Consider the following 25350-nt stretch of genomic DNA (forward strand, 5'->3'; position numbering starts at 1 on the left):
GCAGGATGAGCACCATGCTTACGACGCACCCCGGTGTGGTGTGCCGCTACGTGGACCTGCGGCGCACCTGTAGCGCCCTCTGTCGCTGACCGCCCGCCGCCCACGGCTCCCCGGCGCCCGCCACTCCCCCCGCCGGCACCGGCCTTCGCGCCGCTCCGCCGCACGGCGCCCGTTCTCGAACACCGTGTCCCCGGCCCGGCCGTTCTCCTCGTTCTCCCCGTCCGCCGGCTCCCGCCCGCGTGACGTCAACCTCCTCATGCCCTGAGCGCTTCCGAGTGCCCCCTCGGTGCGGTGTGCCCCCGTGCGCACCACACCCACCGGGCATGCCCCGCCCTGCCCGCCCCGGCGTACGACGACGCCGCCGTGGCGCGCTGCGGCCCGCGCCCCCGAAAAAGGATTCCGCGATGTTCGCACGCCTCGCACACCTCACCCGCCGCGGTCCCGGCCCGCGCCCCACCCGACGGAACCGGGTGCGCGCCGCCGCCCTGGGCACCGTCCTCGTCACCGTGGCCACTCCTGCCCTGAGCGCCTGCGGCGGCGACACCGCCGCCGCGAGCGGTACGGCCACGCTGAAGTGGGCTTCCTCCTACTTCCCCGCCCACTGGGACCCGGTGGTCGGCGGCAGTGGCGCCCAGTTCCGCGAACTGGCCCTGGTCTACGCCTCGTTGACCCGCACCGACGAGAAGGGCAACGCCGTCCCCGACCTGGCCAAGAGCTGGAAGTACAACGCCAGGGGCGACGAGATCACCTTCCATCTGCGGCCCGGGCTGACATTCAGCGACGGCGAACCGGTGAACGGCGCCGCCGTGAAGGCCGCCGTCGAACGCGCCAAGAAGCAGAAGAACTCCGCGCTCTTCGGCGACCTGACGTCCATCACGTCGGTGGACGCGAAGGGACTCGACGCGGTCATCCATCTCAGTCAGGTCGACTACCAGATCCCGCAGTTGCTCGGCGAGCGCGTGCTGCAGATCGCCAGCCCCAAGGCGGCGAAGAACGCGAGCGCGCTGGATCAGAAGCCGGTCGGCGCGGGCCCGTTCGTCGTCACGCAGATCGTCCCGGGCACCAAGGCGGTGCTGAAGAAGAACCCCGACTACTGGGACGCGAAGAACATCCACATCGACAACGTCGAACTCACCTCCGCGCCCGACGTCTCCACCGTCGTCTCCGGGCTGCGGACCGGCGTCTACAACTTCGCCGACATCGACCCCAGTCAGGCGGGGGCCGCCAAGAAGGCCGGACTCGACGTCTTCGTGCAGCCGGGCTTCAACGCCTCCAACATCAGCCTGAACGTCAACAAGGCGCCGTTCACCAACGACAAGGTCGTCGACGCCGTCCGGTACGCGATCAACCGCGAGGAGTTCGTCGACAAGCTGACCTTCGGCTACGGCGAGGCCACCGACCAGCCCTTCCCGAAGGGCTACGTCGCCTACGACCCGGCGTCGGCCGACGCCTACCCCTACGACCCGGCGAAGTCCAGGAAGCTGCTCGCCGAGGCCGGTTACCAGGCCGGTGACATCAAGCTCAACCTGGTCATCCCGGCCGAGGACCCGCAGGCGGAGATCGTCCAGTCGCAGCTCGCCAAGGTCGGCATCAAGGTCACCATCAAGATCGACAAAAACTGGGCGACGCCGTTCTTCGCCAAGGACCTGACGTTCTCGCTGTACGGGACGACCGGCCGCGACTCGGCGTTGCAGACGCTCACCGCCCACTTCGGCCCCGACGGTCCGCTCAACCTCAGTTCCCCCTACGAGCCGGCCGGCTTCGAGGCGGCCGCGGCCAAGGTGCGCGAGACGCCGCTGAACTCGCCGGACTACGCCGAGGTGCTGCGCGCGGCGACCCGGGCCGGGCTGGAGAGCAAGGCGCTGGTCTTCACCTACTCCCAGCCCAACCTCATCGCCAAGAGCACTGCCGTCTCCGACCTGCCGAAGAACCCGGCCCACATCGACTGGACCGGCGTGACCATCGGCGGCAACTGACTCCCCGCACAGCCCACCCACGAGAGGAGGCATCATGACGGCGACAGCGTCACCGTCCCCGCCCACCGGCCGTCGTACGGCCGCCGCGGCCCGGGCGCGGCACGCCCTGGGCCGCGTCCTGGCCACCGTCGCCCGGTCGGTCGCGATCTTCGTGCCCGTCTTCCTGGTCGCGACCTTCGTGACGTTCGCGCTGCGCTCGCTCAGCGGGCTCAGCCCGGCGCGCATCCAGCTGGGCGAGGAGGCCACGCCCGAGGCGATCGCCCGGGTCGAGTCCCAGTGGGGCCTCGACCGCCCGTTCCTGGTGCAGTACGGCGACTGGATCGGCGGCGTGCTGCACGGCCGGCTCGGCGCGAGCTGGACCAACGGCGCCGACATCTCCACCCTCATCGGACTCGGCCTCGGCGTCAGCCTGTCGGTGGCCACGTTCGCCCTGCTCATCGGCGTCGTCGCGGGCTTCGCCCTGGGCACGCTCGCGGCGCTGCGCCGCACCACCTGGATCGACCGCGCGGTCACCGGCTTCGTCACGGTGATCTCCGTGATGCCGGCCTTCGTGGTCGGGATCGTCCTGGTGGCGGTCTTCGCGGTCGGTCTCGGGCTGTTCCCCTCCGCCGGGTACGTCGAGCCGGAGCAGGGCATCGGCCCGTGGCTCGCCCACATCACGCTGCCCGCCGTCGCCCTGAGCTTCGACGTCGTCGCCGACGTGGCCCGCCAGCTGCGCACCAGTCTCATCGCGGCCTACCGCGAGAACTACGTGACCGGCGCGCTGGTGCGGGGGCTGAGTCCGCGCCGGATCTTCTTCACCCATGTCCTGCGCAACGGTCTCGGCCCGGCGCTGGCGACGCTGGGCCTGAAGTTCCCCTCGCTCGTGGGTGCCTCCGTCGTCACGGAGTGGATCTTCGGTCTCCAGGGGTTCGGCCGGTTCGCCAACGACTCCGCGCAGGCCGGTGACGTGCCCGCCGTCCAGGGGGTGCTGGTCGTGTCGATCGTGCTCGTCGTGGCGTTCAACCTCGTCGTCAACCTGGTGCTGGCGCGTGTGACGCCGGCCTCGCAGAGGGGGGTGTGAGCCGTGGTGCGCCGTGTGCTCTCCCTGCCGTCCGGCCGTATCGCCGTCGCCGTGCTCGCGGTGATCGCCCTGCTCGCGGTGTTCGGCCCGCTGCTCGCCCCGCAGGACCCGCTGGCCGCGGGCGACCACACCCTGGCCCCCGCGTCCGCCGCCCACTGGCTGGGCACCGACTATCTGGGCCGGGACGTGCTGAGCCGGTTGCTCCACGGCTCCCGGGTCAGCGTGCTGGGCTCGCTGGAGGTGGCGCTGACCGCGCTCGTGGTCGGGGTGGTTCCCGGGATCCTGTCGGTGTATCTCGGCCGGACCTTCGAGTGGATCACCCTGCGGCTGGCCGACACCCTGGTCGCCCTGCCCTTCCTGCTGTTCGCGGTCGCCGTCGTCGCCCTGCTCGGCAACGGCATCACCCAGGCGATGCTGGTGACCGGGGCGCTGGTCTCGCCGTTGTTCTACCGGGTCTCCCGCGCCGCCACGCTGGCGGTGGCCCGCTCGCCGTACGTCGAGGCCGCGCTCATCGCCGGTGCCGGCGTCGGCCGGGTCGTCCGCCGGCACGTCTGGGCCAAGGTGCTGCCGCCGATCGCGGTGGCGCTCGCGCAGACCATCGGCGTCGGCTTCGTGATCGTCTCGAGCCTGACGTTCCTCGGCATCGGTGTGCAGCCGCCCGCACCCACCTGGGGCGGACTGCTCGCCTCCGACCTGGGCTATCTCAGCCAGCGGCCGTGGGCGCCGCTCGCCCCCGCACTCCTGATCATGGTCACCGTCTGGGCCTGCAACGTCCTCGCCGACGCCCTGCGGGACGTCTCCGGCGAGGCCGGGCGCGCGCTGCTCCTCAGCCGCCGGGCTCGCGCGCACCGGTTCGACGGGGCCGACCCCGCTCCCGCCGGAGGCGCACGATGAGCACCCTGTCCCAGAACCCGCGCGCCGGCCGCCGCGCCCCGGCACGGTCCGGTCCCACGATGCCGGCAACGGCTCCCGCGCTGTCCGTGCGGGATGTGCGCATCAGCGACCGGGCCGGCGGCCGCGAGATCGTCCACGGGGTGAGTTTCACCCTCGCCCCCGGCCGGACGGTCGGCATCGTCGGCGAGTCCGGCAGCGGCAAGACCCTCACCTGCCGGGCCACGCTGGGCATCCTGCCCCCGCACTTCGAGATCACCGGCGGCTCGGTCGAGATCGAGGGCCGCGACATCGGCGGACTGACGCCCGGCGAGTGGACGGCCCTGCGGGGCAGCACGATCAGCGCCGTCTTCCAGGACCCCTCCTCCTACCTCAACCCCTCGATCCCCGTCGGCAGACAGGTCGCCGAGGTGATCCGGGTCAAAAAGGGCGCGGGGCGGCGCGAGGCCCGGCACCGGGCACTGGAACTGCTGCGGGCCGTGCACCTGCGGGAGCCCGAACTGGTCTACTCCCAGTACGCGTTCGAGCTCTCCGGCGGCATGCTGCAGCGGGTCCTCATCGCGGCGGCCGTCGCCGCCGGCCCGCGCATCCTGATCGCCGACGAGGCCACCACCGCGCTCGACGTCACCGTCCAGGCGGAGATCCTCGACCTGCTGGCTGATCTGCGCGCGGACACCGGCCTCGCTCTCGTGGTGGTCTCCCACGACCTCGCCGTCGTCGCCCAGCTGTGCGACGAGGTGCTCGTCATGCGGCAGGGCGAGGTGGTCGAGCAGGGGCCCACCGAGGAGGTGCTGCACCGTCCGCGCCACGCGTACACCCGGCTGCTGATCGCCGAGCACCAGCAGTACGGCCTGGAGAAGTTCCTCACCACCGAGGAGGACGCATGAGCGGCGACACCACACCTCCGGCCGGGCCGGTCCTCGAGATCGAGGGACTTCAGGTGCACTACGGGCCGCGCCGCCGGCGCCGACGTGCCCTGCACGGCGTCTCGTTGAGCGTCGCCCCGGGCGAGACCGTCGGCCTCATCGGCGAGACCGGCTCGGGCAAGTCCACCCTCGCACGGGCCGCCCTCGGCCTCGTCCGCGCCTCGGCCGGGACCCTCACCGTCGACGGCGAGGACGTCACCTCGTACGGCACCCGCCAGTGGCGCGCCCTGCGCCGCCGGGGCGTGATCCAGTACGTCTTCCAGGACCCGCTGCGCAGTCTCGACCCGGACCTGAGCATCGAGGACTCCCTCACCGAGCCGCTGCTCATCGGCGGCGCGGGCCGCGAGGAGGCGGCGGCCCGGGTGCGTGCCTTCCTGCCCCGCGTCCACCTCGACGAGGAGCTCCTCGTCCGGCTGCCGGGCGAACTGTCCGGCGGACAGCGCCAGCGGGTCGCGGTGGCCCGCGCCCTGGTCACCGGGCCGCGGCTGGTCATCCTCGACGAGCCGGTCAGCGCGCTGGACTCGGCCAATCGCGTCCAGGTCCTGCGGATCCTCGAGGAACTGCGCGCCGACGGCGTGGCCCTGGTGTTCATCTCCCACGACCTGGGCTCCGTCGCCGGCGTCGCCGACCGCGTCGCGGTGCTGTACCGGGGCGAGCTGGTCGAGACGGGCCCCACCCGGGACGTCGTAGGCGCCCCGCGACACCCCTACACGCGGCTGCTCCTCGGCTCCGCGCCCACCCTGCACGACGCACCGGCGGACCGCGCCGAACGCGACGCCCTGCGCGCGCTGTTGCACGCCTGAACCCACGACGAAAGGACGGCAGTCATGCCCCGCACCCTCCACCTCGCCCTCCACCCCTACGGCGTCGGCGGCCCCGGCCAGCACGGCCTGTGGAAGGACCCGCGCGTCGCGAAGAACGCCAGCATCGACATCGACTACTACATCCGGCAGGCCCAGGCGGCCGAACACGCCCTGTTCGACGCCCTGTTCATCGTCGACAGCCAGTTCATCAACGCGACCTACCCCGCGCACTACCTCAACCGCCTCGAACCGCTGACGCTGCTGTCGGCGGTGGCCACCCACACCCGGCACATCGGCCTGGTGGGCACGGCGAGTTCGACGTACAACTCGCCGTTCAACCTCGCCCGCCGGTTCGCCTCCCTGGACCACATCAGCGGCGGCCGGGCCGGCTGGAACGTGGTGACCAGCTTCGACACCGGCACCTCCCGCAACTTCGGCCTCGACGAACACCTCGACTACGCCACCCGCTACGGCCGCGCCCTGGAGTTCGTCAAGGTCGCCCGGGGGCTGTGGGACTCCTACGAGGACGACGCCTTCCCCGCCGACGTCGAGCGGGGCGTGTTCCTGGACCCGGACAAGCTGCACGAACTGAACCACGTGGGCGAGCACTTCTCGGTGGCCGGGCCGCTGAACCTGTCCCGTTCCCCGCAGGGCCAGCCGGTGATCTTCCAGGCCGGGGTCTCCGAGGAGGGCCGCGACCTGGCCGCCCAGGTCGCCGAGGGCATCTACGCGCCCGGCGGAACCCTGGAGCAGGCGCGGGAGTACTACGCCGACATCAAGAGGCGCACCGCCGCCTACGGCCGGGACCCCGACCACATCAAGATCTTCATTCACGGCAGTCCGGTCGTCGCCGCCACCGACGAGGCCGCCCGGCGCCGCGAGCGGGAGATCTTCGAGGAGGACAACGACTTCGCACGCAACCTCGCGCTGCTCGGCCGCTCCTTCGGGGCCTACGACTTCAGCGTGCACGACCTGGACGCGCCCTTCCCGGACGTCGCCCACCTGGCCGAGAAGGGCGGCCGCACGGGAGCCGCGAAGCTCATCGAGCGGGCCCGGACGGAGAACCTGACGCTGCGTCAGGTCACGGAGTCGGTCAACCAGTTCCGGAAGTCGCCGTTCGTCGGGGACCCGCGCACCGTCGCCGACGCCATCGAGCGGTGGTTCGACGCCGGCACCTTCGACGGCATCAACCTCGCCTTCCGCACCGAGGAGGAACTGAACCTCTTCGTCGACGGCGTGGTCCCGCTGCTGCAGAAGCGCGGCCTGTTCCGCACCGAGTACACCGCCGACACCCTGCGCGGCAACCTCGGCCTGCCCGTCCCCGCCAACCGGCACAGCCGCGCGCACGCGGTCGCGGCCCGCTGAGGTCCGGCCTTCCGCAGGAGAGAGGCACGCCCATGACCAGTGACAGACCCCGTTTCCGGCTCGGCTTCCTCACCCATGTCCAGGGCCGGGACGACGACTTCGCCCGCACCTACCGCAACGCGCAGGAACTGTTCACCGCCGCCGACGAACTCGGCTTCGACATCGGCTGGGTGGCGCAGCACCATGTCGCCCTCCACGGCGGCGGGCTGTCCTCGCCGTGGACCTTCCTCGCCCACGCGGCCGCCCGCACCTCCCGCATCCGGCTCGGCACCGCGATCACCGTCCTCCCGCTGGAGGACCCGCTCCGGCTCGCCGAGGACGTCGCCACCGTCGACACCCTCAGCGGCGGCCGGGTGGAGATCGGGGTGGGCAGCGGGTCCAGCGCCGTCGAGTACGCGGCCTTCGGCCGGGACGTCGCCCGCAAACGCGAACTGACCAGCGACCACCTGGACATCCTGCGCCGGGCCCTGGCGGGCCAGGAGGTCGGCACGCCCGGGTTCCGCATCCAGCCGCCGCCCGGCGACTTCGAGGGGCGGATCTGGCAGGGCGTGTTCAGCGCCGAGGGCGCCGGGCACGCGGCCGCGGGCGGCTCCCAACTGCTGCTGAACCGGGCGGCCTACGGCTTCGACGCCCCCACCGACGAGGTGCAGCGGCCCTGGGCCGACGCCTACCTCGCGGCCTGGGACCGGCCGGCCCGCCCCCGCATCGGCCTGTCCCGCTTCGTCTTCCCGGCCAAGGACCGGCGCACCGCGCTGCGCCACATCGGCGAGGACGTCCACCGGGCGGCGCTGCGCATGGCCGAGTCCGGCGCGTTCCCCAAGGGGCTGTCCGCCGAGGAGGCGCTGCGGCGCTTCCACGCCTTCCATGGCCATCCCGAGGAGATCGTCGCGGCGCTGCGGCAGGAGAAGGTGCTGCCCGTCGCGACGGATCTGATCGCCCAGTTCAACCCCGCCGTCGTCGACCACGACGCGGCCGTGCGCGCCCTGGAACTCATCGCCACCGAGGTGGCGCCCGCCCTGGGCTGGGCGCCCGCGCACACCGCCGATCCCGCACCCGCAGGAGTCTGACATGACCGAGTACAGCGACTACTTCGCACCGCGGGGCCTGCGGGTGCGCGGCACGGTCGTGGTGGTCCCCGGCCGCGGCGAGACCCGGGCGACGTACGGCCGCCTCGGCAGGCGGCTGGCCGTGGACGCCTACCGCGTCCGCGTCCTGGACGCGCCGGTCCTCGACGCGGACGACACCGCCGCGCTGACGGAGTCCGGCGTACGGATCGCCGCCGCCGTCGAGGACACCGCCCCGGACGACGCCGCCGGGGACGACGGTGTCGTACGGCCGCTCGTGGTCGTCGGCGCGGACTCGGGGGCCGTCGCCGTGGCCGCGCTGTTCGGCACGGCGGGGACCGCGCCCGCCGTACGGCCGGACGCGCTGGTCCTGGCCGGCCTGCCGGGGCAGGGCGCGGGCGCCACCGGGAGCTGGGAGGACGAGCTCGACGTGCGCACCTCCTGCCCCACCCACCGGGGCACGCTCACCGACGACCCGGACGTGCGGCGCGGCTCGCTCGGCGACGCCCTGCCGGACGCCCTGCTGGCGGCGGTCCAGGACGTGTCCACCGACCTGCCGGTCCTGCTCCTCGCCGGTGACGCCGACCCCCTGGCCGACCACGAGGGCCTGCGCCGCACGGCCAAGTCCCTGCCGCGGGCCCGCCTCGCGGTCGTCCACGGCGCCCACCACGACGTCCTCAACGACCTCCAGCACCGCTCGGTGGCCGCCGAGCTCGTCGGCTTCCTGGAGATCCTCCGCAACGGCCTGCGGCCGCTGGTCACCGTGGATTCCAGTGCGTGGTGAACGGCCGCGTACCGCGCCGCACTTCCCTCTTCTCCCGCCGTCCTGAAAGGCAACGCCATGGCCGCCATCCTCTCCGTCTCCGGAAGCCCCTCCCCCACCTCCCGCACCACCCGGCTCCTGCGTCACCTCGACGAACGTCTGCGGCAGCAGGGCCACGAGGTGACACCGCTGGAGGTGCGCACCCTGCCCGCCGACGTCCTGCTCGGCGCGGACCTCCGGCACCCGGCCCTCACCACCGTCGCCGAGCTGTTCGCGCGGGCGGACGGCGTGGTGATCGGCACCCCCGTCTACAAGGCCGCCTACTCGGGCCTGCTCAAGTCGCTGCTCGACCTGCTCCCGCAGTACGCACTGAGCGGCAAGACGGTACTGCCGCTGGCCACGGGCGGCAGCCAGGCCCATGTCCTGGCCATCGACTACGCGTTGCGCCCGGTCCTCAGCTCCATGGGCGCCACCCACATCGTGCCCGGCTGGTTCACCCTGGACCGCGACATCGCCCGCGGCACCGACCCCCTCGTCGTCCCGCCCGCCACCGCCCGGGCCCTGGAGGAGGTGACGGACCGCTTCTCCGCCGCCCTCGGCGGCAGCATCCCCGCACTCGCGTCCACGGCCTGACCCCCCTCCCGGCCCGCGGCCACTCGGTTAGGCTGCGCGAGGGAGCGCTTCGGGAGGTGCCATGGCGAAGGTCACCATCAGTCTGGACAGCGATCTGGCCATCGAGGTCATGCTGCTGGCCGGTACGCGCAGTCCGCAGGACGCCGTCGAACTCATCGTCCGGGACTACCTGCAACGCGGCCATCGCACGGAGGCCCGCACGGGCGACCTCACCGACCCCGACCGCCTCGCCGACCGCCGGCCGGCCCCGGAGGATGGCCGCTGAGCGCCCCACGTCCGGTACCGGCCTCCGCCGGTACCGGACGTGGCTGACCGCTCCTCTCGGGTGGATACCGTCTCGCGCCGGGGTGCCCTCGGGCGACGGGTTGCCGACCAGGGCTGCCGCATCACCGGCGACCGGGACGCGCTCGCCGACTGCCGTACGTGGAGCAGCGGTGGGAAGGGAGACACGCAGACCATGAGGATCATCGTCATAGGTGCCGGCGTCCTGGGCGTGAGTGTCGCGAGGCGGCTCGCCCTGGCCGGCGTGGACGTGTCCCTGCTCGACCGGCGGGGCGCCGGCACGGGGACGACCGCGACCACCTTCGCCTGGGTCAACTCCAGCCGGAAGCCCGACCCCGCCTACCACCGGCTCAACGTCGCGGGCATGGGTGAGCACGCCGGACTGGTCGGCCGACTGCCCGGCCCGCCCTCCTATTTCCCCAGCGGCGCGCTGCAATGGGCGGACGCCGCCAACGAGCGGTGGCTCGCCGACAACGTGGAGCGGCTGCGGTCGCTCGGCTACCCGGCCCGCTGGGTCACGCGGGAGGAGGCGACGCGGATCGCCGGTCCGCTGCGTGTCCCGGCCGACCTCACGGCCGTCGCGCACTTCCCCGGCGAGGGCTACGTACTGCCCGACCGCTTCGTGCGCGCCCTGCTGGCGGACGCCACCCGGCACGGGGCCACCTACGCCACCGCCGAGGTGGTGGCCGTCGACGAGGGGCCCGACGGCGTGGCCGTCACCCTGGCCGGGGGCGAGACCCGTACGGCCGACCGGGTCGTCCTCGCGGCGGGCCGCTGGACGCAGGGGCTCGCCGCGCGGGCCGGGATCGACGTCCCCATGGTGACGGAGACCGGTCGCGGGGCGGCGCCCGTCGGCCTGCTCGGGTACGCCAGGTCCCCACGGCTCGGCCTGCGCTGCGTGGTCCACGGCCCCGGCCTCAATCTGCGTCCCTCGGCCGACGGGCACACCGTCCTACAGGCCCTCGACCTCAACGCCGACGTCGACCCGGCGGACCCGCCCACCGCGGGCGGGGAGGTGGCGCGGGCGCTCGCCCGGCGGTTCTCGGCCCTGCTGCCCGACCACGGCCGGGCACCGGAGATCGAGCTGCGCGTCGGCTTCCGGTCACTGCCCGCGGACGGCCGCACCATCGCCGGTTACGCCTCGCCGGAGTCCCGCGTCTACTGTCTCGTCACGCACAGCGGGATCACCCTGGCCCCGCTCCTGGGGCGCCTGGTCGCGGCCGAGCTCACGACCGACGAGGAGCAGGACCTCCTCCGGGACTTCCGACCCACCCGGTTCAGCGGCGTCCGGCGCGCGGAGTTCGAGGTGGACCACCGCGCGACGGGACTGGGCGAGCAGTAGCCCGGCCGACCCGGCACACGACGAAGGCGAGGAGTTCGCTCTCCTCGCCTGTCTCAAGGTATAGCGCACCGGGGGGCTTGCGGCAAGGCCCCGGTCGTGCCGCAGAATCTGCGGCCGAGGCCACTACCTGCGGAAACGGAGCTGTCGCGGTGATCGAGCGGTACGTGTGGGATCTGGAAGAGGTCGACGGGGAACACGTCGCGGTCGTGGGTGGCAAGGGGGCACACCTGGGCGAGCTGCATCGGGTCGAGGGCATTCGGGTGCCGGAGGGCTTCTGTGTGACGACCGGGGCCTTCCGGCGGGCGGTGGAGGGGGCTCCGGAGGTGGTGGACGGGATCGAGCGGCTGTCGCGCGTCGATCCGGACGACCGGGAGGCACTCCGCACGCTCAGCGCGAAGGTCCGCCGGGCGATCGAGGAGACGCCCCTGCCGGACGAGGTCGCCGCGGCGGTCACGAGTGCGCTCGCGCGGACCGGCGAGGAGGCCGCGTACGCCGTGCGGTCCAGCGCGACCGCGGAGGACCTGCCGACGGCCTCGTTCGCCGGCCAGCAGGACACGTACCTCAACGTGCTGGGGCCCGCGGAGGTCCTGCGGTACGTCGGCGGGTGCTGGGCCTCGCTGTTCACCGAGCGGGCCGTGGCCTACCGCCGGCAGCAGGGCATCGACGACCGGGCGGTCCGCATGGCCGTGGTCGTGCAGAAGATGGTCGTGCCCGAGGCGGCCGGCGTCCTGTTCACGGCCGACCCGGTCACCGGCAACCGTACGGTCGCCACCGTGGACGCCGGTTTCGGACTCGGCGAGGCCCTGGTGTCCGGCCTGGTGAACCCGGACGTGTTCACGGTGCGGCACGGCGAGGTCGTCGCCCGGTCGATCGGCGTCAAACAGCGGGCCGTGCATGCCGTGGCGGGCGGGGGTACGCGGACGGTGGAGATCGAGCCGGAGCGGCAGAAGCTGCCGGCGCTGACGGACGCACAGGTCACCGAACTCGTGCGGCTCGGGCGGCGGATCGAGGCGCACTTCGGCCGTCCGCAGGACATCGAATGGTGTCTGACCGACGACGGTTTCCGCATCGTGCAGAGCCGGCCGATCACGACGCTGTACCCCCTCCCCGAGAGCGGTGACGAGGAGAACCGCGTCTACCTCTCCGTCGGTCACCAGCAGATGATGACCGACGCCATGAAGCCCCTGGGGCTGTCCGTGTGGCAGCTGACGGCGATGGCGCCGATGCTCGAGGCCGGCGGACGGCTGTTCGTCGACTGCACCGCGCGCCTGGCCTCGCCCGCGAGCCGGGCCGCCTTCCTGGACATGGTGGGCAGGTCCGATCCGCTGACCAGGGACGCGCTGGAGACCGTCCTGGAGCGCGACGGCTTCGTCCCGACGCTTCCGGACACGGTTCTCTCGGGGGCGGCGGGGGGGCGGTTCCCCGCCCGCTCCGGTCGAGACCGATCCGGCCGTCGTCACCGGGCTGGTCGAGCGCAGCCGGGCGTCCCTCGCCGCCCTGCGCCGCGACATCGCCGGGAAGACGGGTACGGCGCTGTTCGACTTCCTGCTGGAGGCCGTCAAGGAGCACAAGCGGGTCCTCGCCGATCCGCTGAGCATCCAGGTGATCATGGCGGGGATGGAGGCCACGTGGTGGCTCAACGACCGGCTGCTGGAATGGCTGGGCGAGAGCAACGCGGCCGACACGCTCATCCTGTCCGCCCCCGGCAACATCACCTCGCAGATGGGCCTCGCGCTGCTCGACGTGGCGGACGTCGTCCGTCCGTGTCCGGAGGTGGTGGCGTTCCTGCGGGACGTCGAGGACGACGGCTTCCTGGACCGGCTGGCGGACCTCCCGGGCGGGGCGCGGGTGCGTGACGCGCTGGAGGACTACCTCGACCGGTACGGCATGCGCTGCGTCGGCGAGATCGACCTGACGCGGGAGCGGTGGCGCGAGCGGCCCACCACTCTGCTGCCCGCGCTCCTCGACCACGTCGGGAACTTCGCGCCCGGCGCCGCCGCGCGGCGCTTCGAGCAGGGGCGGCAGGAGGCGCTGCGCAAGGAGCGGGACGTGCTGGCGCGGCTGCGGGCCCTGCCGGACGGGGAGCGCAGGGCCGAGGAGACGAAGGCGATGATCGACCGGGTGCGCACGTTCGTCGGATACCGGGAGTACCCGAAGTACGACATCGTCTGCCGTCTCTTCGTCTACAAGCAGGCGCTGCTTGCGGAGGCGGACCGGCTGGTGGCCGCCGGGGTGATCACCGGGCGGGAGGACGTCTTCTTCCTCACGTTCGAGGAGTTCCGCGAGGCCGTGCGCGTGGGGCGGGTGGACGAGCGGTTGGTCCGGCGGCGGGCGGAGGACTTTAGGTCGTACCAGTCGCTCACGCCGCCGCGGGTGCTCACCTCGGAGGGTGAGTCCGTGGCTGGGGTGTACCGGCGGGAAGGGCTGCCGGAGGGGGCCCTCGTCGGGCTGCCGGTCTCCGCGGGGACCGTCGAGGGGCGCGCCCGGGTCGTGCACGACATGGCGGAGGCCGAGCTGGAGGCGGGTGACGTGCTGGTCACGGCGTTCACGGATCCGAGCTGGTCGCCGTTGTTCGTGGGGATCGCGGCGTTGGTGACGGAGGTGGGGGGATTGATGACGCACGGTGCGGTCATCGCTCGTGAGTACGGGTTGCCGGCGGTCGTGGGGGTGGAGGGGGCGACGCGGTTGATCCGGGACGGGCAGCGGGTTCGTGTCCACGGGGGCGGGGGGTACGTGGAGATTCTGGACTGAGGGCCGGGGTCGACATCGCGCGGTTCCCCGCGCCCCTGGAAGGGCGCGGGGCTGTATCGACACGCGGCTCCGCCGCGTGGGCGCGAGCGACCCTCAGAGCGTGACCACCACCTTGCCGTGGACGTGGCGGCCCGCCTGGAGTTGCACCGCCTCGCGGAGCCGCTCGACGGGGAACGTCGCCGCGATCGGCACCGTGATCTCACCCGCGGCGATCGCCGCGGTGATCCGCTCCAGGTCTTCCGGCCGGGCCTGGAAGCCGCCGGTCGGGCGCACACCGGCCGGTACGTCCGTGCCGGCGGCGATCGTGGAGATGCGCTCGGCGGGGACGCCGAGGGCGAGGGCCGCCTCGGCCGTCTCCGTGCCGAAGAGGTCGGTGGCCGCGCTCACGCCGTCGGGGGCCAGCGCGCGCACCCGGTCCTCCAGGCCGGGGCCGTAGGTGACGGGCTCGACCCCGAACTCCCGCAGGAAGCCGAAGGTGCCCTCGGAGGCGGTGCCGATCACCCGGGCGCCGGCCCGCCGCGCGAGCTGCACGGTGAGCACGCCGACACCGCCGGCGGCGCCTCCGACCAGGACCGTGTCGCCGTCCTTGAGGTCGATCGCGGCGAGCGCCGCCGCGGCGGTCAGCCCCGCCACCGAGAGGGTGGAGGCGACCTCGTCGCCGACCTCGTCCGGGGTGCGGAACAGCCACTCCGTCGCGGGATCGACCACCACGAAGTCGGCGACGGCGCGGGCGATCGCGCCCCCGTGGACACGGTCGCCCACGGCGAACCCGGAGACGCCCTCGCCGACCTCGTCCACGACCCCGGCGAAGTCGGTGCCGAAGCCGGCCGGGAGGGAGAGCCCGAACCGCTCCGCCACCGAGGGCGTCGAGGTGAGGGCCCAGTCCATGGGGTTGAGACCGGCGGCGGTCACGCGGACGCGGACCCGGCCGGCCTCGGCGTGCGGCTCCGGGACCTCGCGCCACCGCAGCACCTCGGGGCCGCCGAACGTCTCGTGCACAACGGCTCGACTCATGACATACCTCCACGCAACGCGATCAGCGATGAGACTTGGTCCCATCACTGTACACCGCGACGGGACCAAGTCCCGTAAGCTGTGGCCATGGCTCGCTGGGAACCCAATGCCGCGCAACGACTCGCCGCCGCCGCGCTCGAACTGTTCGACGAGCGCGGATACGACCGCACGACCGTGCTCGACATCGCGCAGCGCGCCGGGCTCGCCAAGAGCACCTTCTTCCGGCACTTCCCGGACAAACGGGCGGTGCTCTTCGGCGAGGACCCGCTCACCGGGCCGCTCGTCGCCGCGATCACCGCGGCGCCCGCCGCCGCCACTGCGCTCGAAGCGGTCGCGCGCGGTCTCGACGCGCTCGGGCGGGACATCTTCACCGCCGAGCGCCACGCCTTTGTCGCGCGCCGGCGCGCGGTGATCGACGCCCACGCCGACCTCCAGGAGCGCGAGGCCCTCAAGGGCCTGCATCTGACCGCCGCACTGACCCGTGCCGTCACGGACCGCGGGGTGCCCGCCCTCGCCGCCGAGGTGGCCGCACAACTCGGCGCGCTCGCCCTGGCGACGGCATACGAGCGCTGGATCGAGGCCGGTGGCACCGAGGAGTTCGGCACGCTCGCCCGGCAGGCGCTCGACGCCGTGCGGAGCGCCGCTTCCGGCCTGTGAAAGGCCGCCCACCGGCGCCGCCCACTGCGGATCGGACGGCGCGCCGTCAGCGCCGCGGGTGACGGCGAGTGACACGGCTCCCCCACCCTCCATGCACCGCAGAGGTGCTCGATCGGAGGCGAGGCACACCTCGCACCGGAGGGTCGGTTCAGTCCCGCCCCTCCGCGCAGGCCACCGGTCCGAGCAGCGACGGTGAGGAGGACACCGCACGCCGGAGGACTGTCATTCCTGCCCCTGGCCGCTCTGCGGCAGCCGGTCTGTCGCGTCGGTGACCTCGGCGGCCGGCGGAGCCTTCACGTCCACCTCGGTGCCGAAGTCGGAGAACTGCATCGTCGTACTGATCTTGACCCGCTCGGACGAGGCGTCGCTGCCGGACTGTGCGGACGCGGAGGCCTTGGTCGTGAGGTCGACCTGCTGGCGACGGATGCGGCCCTGGTCGTCGAGCCATATCCGCATCGGCAGTGTCGGACCGAGCTGGTCCTGGAGCCCGGCGCCGCCGGGCAGCTCCGAGACGTCGACCGACACCTTGTACTCGGTGGTGTTGACGCCGTCGATCTTCTCGGTGCCCGCCTTGGAGACGTCCTTGTCGGTGATGGCCTTCGCATAGGCGACGGACTGCGCCGGGTCACCGACCTGCTGGGGGTTCATGCCCTGCCGCTCGGCGGCCTTCTTCAGGTCGACCTTCGTCCACGGCTTGTCGCCGGACGACTTCGAGTCGGGGAGCTTCTGGTAGAGGACCTGATCGACCACGCGCTGCTCGACGGTCTTGTTCCCGACGGCGAGGGTCATGGCGCTGTCGCCCTCGTCCAGGTCGATCGCGCCCTTGCCGTCGGTCGTGATCGACTTGCCGTTCGCGCCGACCTTCACCTCGACCTTCATCTTCGCCGTCCCGGCCTCGGCGGTCTTGTCGTAGGCGCTGCGCACGGCCGTCGTCCCCTGCTCCTGTGCGTGACCGTCACTCGGGCTCGACGAAGGTGCGGACCTGCCGCTGTCGGTGCCGCTGTCGTTCCCGCATCCCGTGAGGGCGACGCCGCCCATGACGACGGCCGTCCCCACTGCTCCCACCCTCATCCTCGTGGACCGCATGACGCTCTCTCCTTGCCTCGGTGGACACGATGGCCGACGGGCCCTGGAACCGCCGTCGGCTCCTCCACGCGAGTGCCCTGGGAGGCCGCGGAACAGCCCCTGGGGCAGGGGGGTTGGCCTGTTCCGGGGGGTGTCCGTGCGAGGTCGGGCCAAGTTCGCGCGTTCACCGTGCCGGAAGGCGGGGACCGGGAAGGAACCGGCTTCTCGGAACGAATGCGGAATATGAACCTCCGCATGAGGGCGCCAAGCCCCGTCCCCGAACCGGATGTTCACCCATGCGGCCTTCTGGACGGGTCCGGTTCGCCTTTCGTACGCCTTCCCCGTGTCTGATGAGCAGGCAGTTGTGCACGCGGCGGGTGCAATTCCGCACGTGTCCATTACCGTCTTTCCCCGAGTGCGCGTGTTCCGGTCGTTTTGGCGCTGACAACGTTGTCTCGCCCCCTGTCGGCCGGGGCGTGCGCGGGTACCGCGAACGCTGGAGAGGTTTCGTGCCGAGAAGATCCATAAGACCCCAAGTGCCCCCGCCCGGCCCGGCCCTGGCGCGGAGCGCCCACCGGAACCGCCGGCCGCTGCGGGCGACGGTCGCCGCGCTGCTCGCGGGTTCGCTCGGCCTCGCCGCGCTGGTGAGCGGCGGCGGTACGGCGCTGGCGCTGCCCGGCGCGGCCACCGCCGCGGGGTCCGCCACGTCCGCCGGGTCGTCCGGCGGCACGGACTACACGAAGCTCGTCGACCCGTTCGTGTCGACCGCGGGCGACGACGGCAACGACCTGCCCGGCGCCGAGGCCCCGCACAGCCTGGCCAAGGTCAACCCGATGACCACGCCGGGCCGCAACCACTCCGGGTACGACTACGACGAGGACCACATCGCCGGGTTCACCGCCACGAATCTCGACGGGGTCGGCGGCTCCGGTGGCGGCGGCGACCTGCTGGTCGTCCCGACCTCCGTGCGCTACGACAGCCGCCCCGCCGCGAGCAGTTACGCGCACCCGTACAGCCACGACGACGAGCGCGCGACGCCGGGCTCCTACCAGGTGGGCCTCGGCGCCCTCGCCGGCACCGGCTCGTCGGTGACGCAGGGCTCCGGGACCATCGACGCCGAGATGACGGCGACGACGCGTACGGCGCTGGAACGTTACCGCTTCCCCGCCGGGGCGACGCCGCAGCTCGTCCTCGACCTCGCCAACAACTACACCAGCCGCACCCGTTCGACCCTGAAGGCGACGACGCTGGCGGACGGGACCACCCAGCTCACCGGGCAGATCGCGGGGTCCTTCAACGGCGCCTCCTACCGGCTGTACTACGCCGCCACCACCAACCTCCCCGTCACCTCCCTCAAGAGCTGGGGCGACGACGGCAAGCTGAGCGACGCCACCGCCCAGGACGGCACCGACACCGGCGCCGTCCTCGGGTTCGACACCTCCGCCGGTGACGACGTCCAACTGCGCATCACGCTGTCCCCGATCAGCGCCGAACAGGCCGTGGCCGACCAGCGCGCCGAGGTGGGCGACCTCGGCTTCGACCAGGCGAAGGCGCGGACGAAGGCCGAGTGGAACGACACCCTCGGCGCCGTCGCCGTGAAGGCCTCCGCCACGTCGGACCCCGGCTCGACGCTCACCAAGGAGTTCTACACGCACCTGTACCGCATGTACGGGCTCCCGGTGAACGCCACCAGCACCAGCGGCACGTACCGCGGCGTGGACGGGGCGGTGCACAAGGCGAACGGCTTCACGTACTACGACGGCTGGTCCACCTGGGACGACTTCCGCAAGTACTCGGTGGAGGCGTACATCGACCCGGCCACCTACCGGGACATGGTGCAGTCGGCCGTCCTGCTCTTCGCCGACGCGCGCACCACGGGCAAGAGCCCGGGCAGCCTCACGCACTCGGTGCCGACCGTGCGCTGGGAGCGTTCGGCCGTGGTGATCGCCGACGCGCTGTCCAAGGGCTACAAGAACTTCGACCGGCTCGACGAGGCCTACCCGGCCCTGAAGTCGTACGTCGGCTACTACACGGGCACGCAGTTGCGGCAGGGCTACGTCGAAGGTGATCCCGGGACGACCGTCCAGCGCGGCTACGACCAGTGGGCGCTGTCCGTCATCGCCGACGCGCTCGGCAAGGACGCGGACGCCGAGAAGCTGCGCACCCAGTCGACGATGGCCATCGACAACCTCGTCAAGTCCGGTGCCTGGACGGCCGCCGACGGCACCAAGGTGGGTGTGCTCACCCCGCGCGCCTCGGGCGGCGACTGGCAGAGCGCGGACTACGAGAAGTTCGAGGAGGCCAAGCTCTACCAGGGCACGCTCTGGCAGTACCACTGGTACGACGCCTACGACATGGGCGGTCTGATCAAGGCCATGGGCGGCGAGAAGGCCGGCCGGGCCGCCATCGAGCACATGTTCGGCGAGGACTCCGACGCCGACGACGGCTCGACCATGCTGCACTCCAACGCCAACGAGATCGACCTCCAGGCGCCCTACCTCTTCAACTACGTCGGCGAGCCGAGCCTGACGCAGAAGTGGGTGCGCGCCATCTACACCGGCTCCACCTGGAACCGGTACATCGCGACCGGCTCCACGGGTGAGGCCCCCAGCTCCGGCGGCGAGTTCACCCCGCCGGTGAAGACCCAGGTGTACAAGCTCTCCCCCAAGGGCTTCCTGCCGACGATGGACAACGACGCCGGCACCATGTCGACCATGTTCGTCGCCGCCGCGCTCGGGCTGTTCCCGGTGACCGCCGGGTCCAGCCAGTTCCAGATCGGCAGCCCGTTCTTCGACTCGACGACCATCACCTACGCCAACGGCACGAAGTTCACGGTGAAGGCGGACGGCGTCTCGCCGGACAACTACTACGTGCAGCGGGCGACCTACAACGGTTCCCGGTTCTCCAACACCTGGCTCGACTACTCGCAGATCATCTCCGGCGGCACCCTGGACTTCACCATGGGCGCCAAGCCGTCGAAGTGGGGCGCGGACACCAAGCCCGCGTACTCCCTGAACACCGACGGCGGCGACACCGGCGGCGGCACGGACACGGGCAAGGGCGACACCGTCGTCTCCGCCCGTCCGGCCACCGTGAAGACCGCCGCGGACGGCACCGTCGACGGCAGCGTGAAGCTCACCCTGGACGGGCGGGCGCGGTTCGCCGCGCGCAAGGGCACCAGCCTCACCCGGACCGGTGCGGCCTCGGTGACCGGCCTGCCGGACGGCGTCACCGCCGACCTCCGCGTGACGGGCTCACGCACGGCGACGCTGTCGCTCAGCGGCACCGCGAAGGTCGACGCCCGGTTCGGCCTCACCTTCGCCGACAAGGCATTCGCCCACCATGTGCCGGCCTCGTCGGTGCGCGGCACCGGGGTGTCGGTGACCGACCCGCTCCTCCTCTCCGCCGCCGCGGTGCAGCGCGGAAGCCTGAAGACTCTCGTGGACCAGGCCTCCCTGGTGCGCGGCACCCACTACTCCGACGGCTCCTTCAGCCTGTTCCGGTCGGCGCTCGAACGCGCGCGGACCGTCCTCGCGGACACCGCCGCCACGACCGCCACCCTCATGGCCGCGCACGACGCGCTCCAGTCCGCCATCGAGGCGCTCACCATCGACGAGGGCGGCTACGCCGTCCTCCAGGCCGAGGACCCGGACGCCATGGAGGGTCCGAGCCTGGTGAAGGAGGCCTACTACTCCGACGGCGACCTCGGCGGCGTCACCGAGGGCGCGTGGGAGAAGTACACCAAGCTGGACTTCGGCGGGGTCGCCCCGCACAGCGTCTCCGTCCGCTACGCCAACTCCCAGGCGACGACGGCGAAGCCGAGCAGCGTCGACATCCACGCCGGTGACGCCGACGGCCCCGTGGTCGCCACCGTCTCGCTGCCCGGCACGGGAAGCTGGCAGAGCTACACCACGGTGCGGGCGACCGTCACCGACCCCGAGGCCCTGCTGAACGCCTCGGCCGCGACCTTCGTCTTCCACGCCCCGTCCGGACAGAGCTGGGTGTCGAACTTCGACTGGTACCAGTTCTCCCCGTACGACGTGTCCTCCTCCCCCACCACCACGCTCGCCACGCTCACCGCGGCCAACAGCACCACGACCGGCGACGGTTCGCTGCCGCTGAAGCTCTCGGGCGGCATCTTCGAGAACGTGACGAACGGCGCGTGGGCCGAGTGGCACGGCACCGATCTGGGTGACGGCGCCGACAGCGTGACCGTCCAGTACGACAAGCCGCAGTCGCGTGCCGCGTCGGACTCGCACATCGAGCTGCACCTCGGCTCGAAGGACGGCACGAGAAGCGTCGACATCCCCCTGGACTACACCGGTTCGGGCTGGGGCACCCTCGCCACCACGACCGTCCGGCTGGACCCGAGCGTCTTCACCGGCGTCCAGGACGTCTACGCCGACTTCGTCTCCAGCACCCAGACCTCCGACCGGCCGTACGTGGCCAACATCCACGCGCTCACCCTGACGCAGAGTGCCGACGCCCCGGTGTTCTTCGACGCCACGGCGTTCGACGCGCACAGCGGCGGCGGGCTCAAGAGCGAGCCGGCCGGCTGGAGCGACGCGGGCTCGGCCACCGACCTCGGCGGCACCTACGACGGGGCGTGGCTCGACTACGGCGACATCGACTTCGGCCGCTCGGCGAAGAACACCGTCACGCTCACCTACGTCAACAACTCCGCGCGCTGCGGCACCGGTTCGGCCGTCCAGCTCTACCTGGACGACTTCGACGCGGCGAACCCCGGCACGCCGTACGCGACCGTCCCGCTGCCCGTCACCGGAAGTTCGTGGTCGTCCGGCGGTACGACGAGCCTGACCCTGCCCAAGTCGATCACCGGCACGCACGGCGTCCACCTCCGGCTGACGACGAACGCGGACTCCTCGCACCCGTACGTCGCCAACCTGGGCCGGATCACCTTCAGCCACGTCGAGGCACCCGCCGAGACGGACAAGGCCGCGCTGAACAAGGCGATCGAGCGGTACGCGGGGCTGTCCGACGACGCGGAACGGTACGGCAGCATCGACTTCGGGGTGTTCCAGCGCGAACTGGCCGCCGCCCGCGCCCTCGTGGACGCCGACGACGCGACCCAGCTCGAGGTGGACACGCAGACCCGTGGTCTCACCCTGGCCGCCAAGCAGCTCGTCCCGCTGCCGCGGCTGAGGCTGGACAGCCTGGTCGCCACCGCGTCGGCCCTGGTCGACGCCCGCTACACGGACGCCTCCTGGAAGGCGTTCACCGAGGCGTTGACCGCCGCGAAGACCGCGCTCGCGGACGAGGCGGCCGAGGACGAGACCCTGACCACCCGGTACAAGGCCCTCGACCACGCCATGTCCGCGCTCACCACCAGGCGCAGGACGGTGCCCGCCGCACCCGGCGCCGTGTCGGCCACCGTGTCCGGCACCAGCGTCAAGGTCGGCTGGTCCGCCCCCGAGGACACCGGCGGCTCCCCGGTCACCGGCTACGTGGTGGTCCTGGACGACGACCACCAGGTCGAGATCCACGACCCGGACAGCCGGGCCACGACCTTCAGTTGGCTGCCCACCGGCCGGTCGTACACGGCACGGGTCCGCGCCGTGAACGCGGTCGGCACCTCGCACGCGAGCGCCGCCACCGCGCCCGTGGTCACCGGGGGCAGCACGCCGCAGCGGCCCACCGTCACCGGGGTGCTCACCGACGGCAGGCAGGTCCGGGTGACCTGGAGCGCGGCCGGTGACGGCGGCTTCCCGGTCCTCGGCTACACCGTGATGCTGGACGACGGCACCACCGCGCACGTGTCCGGCACCGCGGACACGGCACTGCTCACCAGCGAGAGCAAGGCCAAGGCGCACACGGCGACCGTCACCGCCCTCACCCTGGCGGGCACCTCGGACGCCACCAGCACGGCCGACACGGCCGGCACGACGGCGACCGACGCCTCCGACCCCGGAACGTACGAGCCGTCCCCGTTCCCCGACGACACGCTCGACGCGGACTACGCGTCGGACGAGTGGCCGAAGACCGACGACGGCACGGACTACTTCAACAACCTGCTCAGCGGCTTCGACGACCTGCCGTCCACCGTCCTGGGCGCCAACGAGAAGTCGCCCGCCGGGACCCCGCTCACCGCCGAGAACGACGAGATCGCCGTCCGCATCAACAACGCGGCGACACAGAAGGAGGTGGACCGGGCCGAGGTCGACGCGTCGCACAGCGCGACCGTCACGATGGCCGACGGTCTCGGCTCGCGGCTCGGCACGCTCTACGAGGACGCGCTGAACGGCGGCCAACTGCCCAAGACCAGCGCGCTGTTCTCCCGCGTCACCGAGAACCTCGACACCCACGACGCGGCGAAGAACCACTTCGACTACCTGCGGCCGTACGTACGGCTCGGGTTCGTCGGGGACGGCGGTGACATCTACGAGTCGCAGGACGGGTCCTACAGCGGCCTCGCCACCAGCGGGTCGTACCCGAGCGGTCACACCTACGGCGGCTACGAGGCCGGGACCATCCTGGCCACGCTCCTTCCGGAGCTGGCACCGTCGATCCTCGCGCGCGCCTCGGAGTACGGGAACAACCGGATCGTCCTCGGGTTCCACTACCCGCTCGACGTCATGGGCGGCCGCATCGGCGCCCAGGCCACCGTGGCGCACCGGTGGGCGGACCCCGAGTTCGAGAAGCTGCTCACCCAGGCCCACACCGAGATCGAGAACGTGCTGCTCGCGCGGTGCGAGAAGGAGGGCTACGGCGACACCCTGACGGCGTGCGCGGGCGACCCGTACGGGGGGCTGAGCACGGCGCAGGACATCGACCTGTACACACAGCGGCTGACCTACGGGTTCTCCCGTACGGGCAAGGCGGGGCAGGCCCTGAAGGCGCCGGCCGACGCGGCGGCGCTGCTGGTCACGGCCTTCCCGGACCTCACCACCGCGCAGCGCACCCAGATCCTCGAGCAGACGGCGACGGACTCCGGGTACCCGCTCGACCTGACCGGGGAAGGCGGCGCGAGCTGGCAGCGGATCAACCTGGCGGCCGCGATGGCGGCGGACGTGGTCGTGAACGCCGACGGTTCGGTCACGGTGACGAACTTCGCGGACGCCACCAGGGCGAGTGTCGCGGACGCCCGCGCGCTCACCGTGGGCGGCGCCGCGATCGACGGGTTCGACCCGGAGGTGTCCACCTACGTCGTCGACTGGCCGAAGAACCGGCCGATTCCGGCGGTCACCGCGGTGCCGGCCGCGTCCGGAGCGCGGGTGAAGGTCACCAGCGGCGGCTCCGTGCTCACCTCGGACTCGTCCCGGTTCACCACCCGTACGCTCACGGTGACCTCGGCCAACGGTGAGGTCACCCGGACGTACACCATCGGGTTCCGGCGCTCGGGCCACGACCACCGGCCGTACGCGTCCGGCGGTCACGACGGGGGCGGCGACGGCCGGGGCTCCGGCGGCGGTCCGCTCTGGTCACCGGCCACGGAGTGGGCGGGACGGAACGGGCCGGGAAGGTGGTGACCACCAGGTGAGCCCGCCGCCGCCAGGACGACACGGTCGTCCTGGCGGCGGCGGCCGTTTCACGGGCGGTATGCGTACGTTCGTACGCTCCCGCCTGTACGATCGGCCGCATGTCGCAGGACTACTTCGCGGGCGACCCCCGCACCCAGCTGGAGCGCATGCGCGCGGGTGACCTCTATCTCGCCGACGACCCCGAGATCGCACGCCGGCAGCGGCGGGCGATGCGGCTCGCCGTCCGCTACCAGGCCGCGCACCTGGAGGGCCCGGAGGCGGCCCGGCCGGTGCTGGTGGAGCTGCTCGGCGCGGTGGGAGAGGGCGTCGAGGTGCGGCCGCCGCTCTACGTGGACTACGGCAGCAACATCTCCATCGGCGCCCGTACCTTCGTCAACTACTGCCTGACCGCGCTGGACGTCGCGGCGATCACCATCGGCGAGGACTGCCAGATCGGGCCGAACGTCCAGCTCCTCACCCCGACCCACCCGGTGGAGCCGGGGCCGCGGCGGGACAAGCTGGAGGCCGCGCGGCCCCTCTCGATCGGGGACAACGTCTGGCTGGGCGGCGGCGTGATCGTCTGCCCCGGGGTGACGATCGGGGACAACAGCGTCATCGGGGCCGGGGCCGTCGTCACCCGGGACATTCCCGCGAACGTCGTCGCCGTCGGCAACCCGGCCCGGCCGGTGCGCGACCTGGAACCGGAGGAGGCGGCGGATGGCCACGGGGCACACTGATCCGCAGCGGCGTGAGCGGATCCTCGCCGCCGCCCTCGACCACATCGCCGAGGCGGGCGTCGCGGGGGTGTCGCACCGCCGGATCGCCGCGCGGGCGGGGGTTCCGCTGGGGTCGATGACCTATCACTTCGCCGGCATCGACGATCTGCTGCGGGAGGCGTTCACACGGTTCGCCGATCACATCGTGGCCGTCTTCGAGCAGCATCTCGCCCCGGTCGACGGGGTGGAGGCGGCCCGGCAGGCGGTCACCGACCTCATCCACGCGCTGTCGGAGGGGCCGCAGCGGAATCTGGTCCTCTCCCAGGAGCTGTACACCCTGGCCGCCCGGCGCCCGGAGTACCGGGAGCTGACCGAGGCGTGGATGCTGCGCAGCCGCCAACTGCTGGAGCGGCACTTCGATGCGGACACCGCCCGCCAGCTCGACGGTCTCATCGAGGGGCTCGCGCTGCACCGCGCCCTGGACCGGGCACCGCACGACCGGGAGCTGACGCTGCGGGCGGTCGCCCGTATCACCACGGTCTGACGGCGGCCGACCCCGTG

At 72.4% G+C, this 25350-nt stretch carries 17 protein-coding genes and 1 pseudogene; 16 read left to right on the forward strand and 2 right to left on the reverse strand.

Going from position 1 to position 25350, the window contains the following annotated elements:
• Positions 1 to 404: 404 nt before the first annotated feature.
• The 12 genes and pseudogenes from OIE12_RS01045 to rph all read left to right on the forward strand — a co-directional run bounded on the left by OIE12_RS01045 (position 405) and on the right by rph (position 13859).
• A complete protein-coding gene (locus OIE12_RS01045) occupies positions 405 to 1976 on the forward strand; it encodes an ABC transporter substrate-binding protein (RefSeq protein WP_329130668.1) in 1572 nt (523 codons plus the stop codon).
• Between the two features lie 34 nt (positions 1977 to 2010).
• Positions 2011 to 3039 carry an ABC transporter permease gene (locus OIE12_RS01050; RefSeq protein WP_329130670.1) on the forward strand — a complete coding sequence of 343 codons (1029 nt, stop codon included), beginning with the start codon at positions 2011 to 2013 and terminating at the stop codon, positions 3037 to 3039.
• Positions 3040 to 3042: 3 nt separating this feature from the next.
• Entirely contained in the window at positions 3043 to 3933 is an 891-nt protein-coding gene (locus tag OIE12_RS01055; RefSeq protein WP_329130672.1) for an ABC transporter permease, read from the forward strand.
• Positions 3930 to 4817 carry an ABC transporter ATP-binding protein gene (locus tag OIE12_RS01060; protein ID WP_443053733.1) on the forward strand — a complete coding sequence of 296 codons (888 nt, stop codon included), beginning with the start codon at positions 3930 to 3932 and terminating at the stop codon, positions 4815 to 4817. Before OIE12_RS01055 ends, OIE12_RS01060 begins: the two co-directional genes overlap by 4 nt.
• Positions 4814 to 5659, forward strand: a complete 846-nt coding sequence (locus OIE12_RS01065) for an ABC transporter ATP-binding protein (RefSeq protein WP_329130674.1) — start codon at positions 4814 to 4816, stop codon at positions 5657 to 5659. The genes OIE12_RS01060 and OIE12_RS01065 overlap by 4 nt, the downstream gene beginning before the upstream one ends.
• 24 nt (positions 5660 to 5683) lie before the next feature.
• Positions 5684 to 7024 carry an NtaA/DmoA family FMN-dependent monooxygenase gene (locus OIE12_RS01070; RefSeq protein WP_329130676.1) on the forward strand — a complete coding sequence of 447 codons (1341 nt, stop codon included), beginning with the start codon at positions 5684 to 5686 and terminating at the stop codon, positions 7022 to 7024.
• 32 nt (positions 7025 to 7056) lie between these two features.
• Entirely contained in the window at positions 7057 to 8091 is a 1035-nt protein-coding gene (locus OIE12_RS01075) for an LLM class flavin-dependent oxidoreductase (protein WP_329130679.1), read from the forward strand.
• Between the two features lies 1 nt (position 8092).
• On the forward strand, positions 8093 to 8872 hold the full coding sequence (locus tag OIE12_RS01080) for an alpha/beta hydrolase (RefSeq protein WP_329130680.1): 780 nt from the start codon (positions 8093 to 8095) through the stop codon (positions 8870 to 8872).
• Positions 8873 to 8929: 57 nt separating this feature from the next.
• On the forward strand, positions 8930 to 9484 hold the full coding sequence (gene ssuE / locus OIE12_RS01085) for an NADPH-dependent FMN reductase (protein ID WP_329130682.1): 555 nt from the start codon (positions 8930 to 8932) through the stop codon (positions 9482 to 9484).
• Positions 9485 to 9545: 61 nt separating this feature from the next.
• Positions 9546 to 9749 carry a hypothetical protein gene (locus OIE12_RS01090; protein ID WP_329130684.1) on the forward strand — a complete coding sequence of 68 codons (204 nt, stop codon included), beginning with the start codon at positions 9546 to 9548 and terminating at the stop codon, positions 9747 to 9749.
• A 192-nt stretch (positions 9750 to 9941) separates the two neighbouring features.
• Complete coding sequence (locus OIE12_RS01095; protein WP_329130686.1) at positions 9942 to 11108, forward strand: NAD(P)/FAD-dependent oxidoreductase; 1167 nt, start codon at positions 9942 to 9944, stop codon at positions 11106 to 11108.
• A gap of 149 nt (positions 11109 to 11257) precedes the next feature.
• Positions 11258 to 13859 (forward strand): annotated as a pseudogene (rph, locus tag OIE12_RS01100) (rifamycin-inactivating phosphotransferase).
• Between the two features lie 93 nt (positions 13860 to 13952).
• Here the strand turns inward: rph and OIE12_RS01105 are convergent.
• The gene (locus tag OIE12_RS01105; RefSeq protein ID WP_329130688.1) at positions 13953 to 14873 is read right to left on the reverse strand and encodes an NADP-dependent oxidoreductase; all 921 of its coding nucleotides are present in this window, start codon (positions 14871 to 14873) and stop codon (positions 13953 to 13955) included.
• Between the two features lie 87 nt (positions 14874 to 14960).
• On the opposite strand from OIE12_RS01105, the gene OIE12_RS01110 reads away from it, so the two are divergent.
• Positions 14961 to 15530 (forward strand): helix-turn-helix domain-containing protein, encoded by a 570-nt coding sequence (locus tag OIE12_RS01110; protein ID WP_329130689.1) that lies wholly within the window; start codon positions 14961 to 14963, stop codon positions 15528 to 15530.
• A 222-nt stretch (positions 15531 to 15752) separates the two neighbouring features.
• On the opposite strand, the gene OIE12_RS01115 is transcribed toward OIE12_RS01110, so the two are convergent.
• Positions 15753 to 16616, reverse strand: a complete 864-nt coding sequence (locus tag OIE12_RS01115; protein WP_329130692.1) for a hypothetical protein — start codon at positions 16614 to 16616, stop codon at positions 15753 to 15755.
• Positions 16617 to 17131: 515 nt separating this feature from the next.
• Between OIE12_RS01115 and OIE12_RS01120 the strand changes: the two genes are divergently transcribed.
• The 3 genes from OIE12_RS01120 (at position 17132) to OIE12_RS01130 (ending at position 25333) form a co-directional block, all read left to right on the forward strand.
• Positions 17132 to 24082, forward strand: a complete 6951-nt coding sequence (locus OIE12_RS01120) for a glycoside hydrolase domain-containing protein (RefSeq protein WP_329130694.1) — start codon at positions 17132 to 17134, stop codon at positions 24080 to 24082.
• Positions 24083 to 24192: 110 nt separating this feature from the next.
• Positions 24193 to 24810, forward strand: coding sequence for a sugar O-acetyltransferase (locus tag OIE12_RS01125; protein WP_329130696.1), 618 nt, complete (start codon positions 24193 to 24195; stop codon positions 24808 to 24810).
• Positions 24791 to 25333: a TetR/AcrR family transcriptional regulator gene (locus OIE12_RS01130; RefSeq protein ID WP_329130698.1), complete on the forward strand. Its 543-nt coding sequence runs from the start codon at positions 24791 to 24793 to the stop codon at positions 25331 to 25333. Before OIE12_RS01125 ends, OIE12_RS01130 begins: the two co-directional genes overlap by 20 nt.
• The last annotated feature ends 17 nt before the right edge of the window (positions 25334 to 25350 follow it).

It is taken from the genome of Streptomyces sp. NBC_00670 (assembly GCF_036226765.1).
Classification (GTDB): Bacteria; Actinomycetota; Actinomycetes; order Streptomycetales; family Streptomycetaceae; genus Streptomyces.

Excerpts from the sequence above, each read along its gene's own strand:
- ssuE (WP_329130682.1), top strand. The coding sequence starts at position 8,930 with ATGGCCGCCATCCTCTCCGTCTCCGGAAGCCCCTCCCCCACCTCCCGC.
- OIE12_RS01045 (WP_329130668.1), top strand. The coding sequence starts at position 405 with ATGTTCGCACGCCTCGCACACCTCACCCGCCGCGGTCCCGGCCCGCGC.
- OIE12_RS01065 (WP_329130674.1), top strand. The coding sequence starts at position 4,814 with ATGAGCGGCGACACCACACCTCCGGCCGGGCCGGTCCTCGAGATCGAG.
- OIE12_RS01095 (WP_329130686.1), top strand. The coding sequence starts at position 9,942 with ATGAGGATCATCGTCATAGGTGCCGGCGTCCTGGGCGTGAGTGTCGCG.
- OIE12_RS01090 (WP_329130684.1), top strand. The coding sequence starts at position 9,546 with ATGGCGAAGGTCACCATCAGTCTGGACAGCGATCTGGCCATCGAGGTC.
- OIE12_RS01105 (WP_329130688.1), bottom strand. The coding sequence starts at position 14,873 with ATGAGTCGAGCCGTTGTGCACGAGACGTTCGGCGGCCCCGAGGTGCTG.
- OIE12_RS01080 (WP_329130680.1), top strand. The coding sequence starts at position 8,093 with ATGACCGAGTACAGCGACTACTTCGCACCGCGGGGCCTGCGGGTGCGC.
- OIE12_RS01125 (WP_329130696.1), top strand. The coding sequence starts at position 24,193 with ATGTCGCAGGACTACTTCGCGGGCGACCCCCGCACCCAGCTGGAGCGC.
- OIE12_RS01070 (WP_329130676.1), top strand. The coding sequence starts at position 5,684 with ATGCCCCGCACCCTCCACCTCGCCCTCCACCCCTACGGCGTCGGCGGC.
- OIE12_RS01060 (WP_443053733.1), top strand. The coding sequence starts at position 3,930 with ATGAGCACCCTGTCCCAGAACCCGCGCGCCGGCCGCCGCGCCCCGGCA.
- OIE12_RS01115 (WP_329130692.1), bottom strand. The coding sequence starts at position 16,616 with ATGCGGTCCACGAGGATGAGGGTGGGAGCAGTGGGGACGGCCGTCGTC.
- OIE12_RS01110 (WP_329130689.1), top strand. The coding sequence starts at position 14,961 with ATGGCTCGCTGGGAACCCAATGCCGCGCAACGACTCGCCGCCGCCGCG.
- OIE12_RS01130 (WP_329130698.1), top strand. The coding sequence starts at position 24,791 with ATGGCCACGGGGCACACTGATCCGCAGCGGCGTGAGCGGATCCTCGCC.
- OIE12_RS01050 (WP_329130670.1), top strand. The coding sequence starts at position 2,011 with ATGACGGCGACAGCGTCACCGTCCCCGCCCACCGGCCGTCGTACGGCC.
- OIE12_RS01075 (WP_329130679.1), top strand. The coding sequence starts at position 7,057 with ATGACCAGTGACAGACCCCGTTTCCGGCTCGGCTTCCTCACCCATGTC.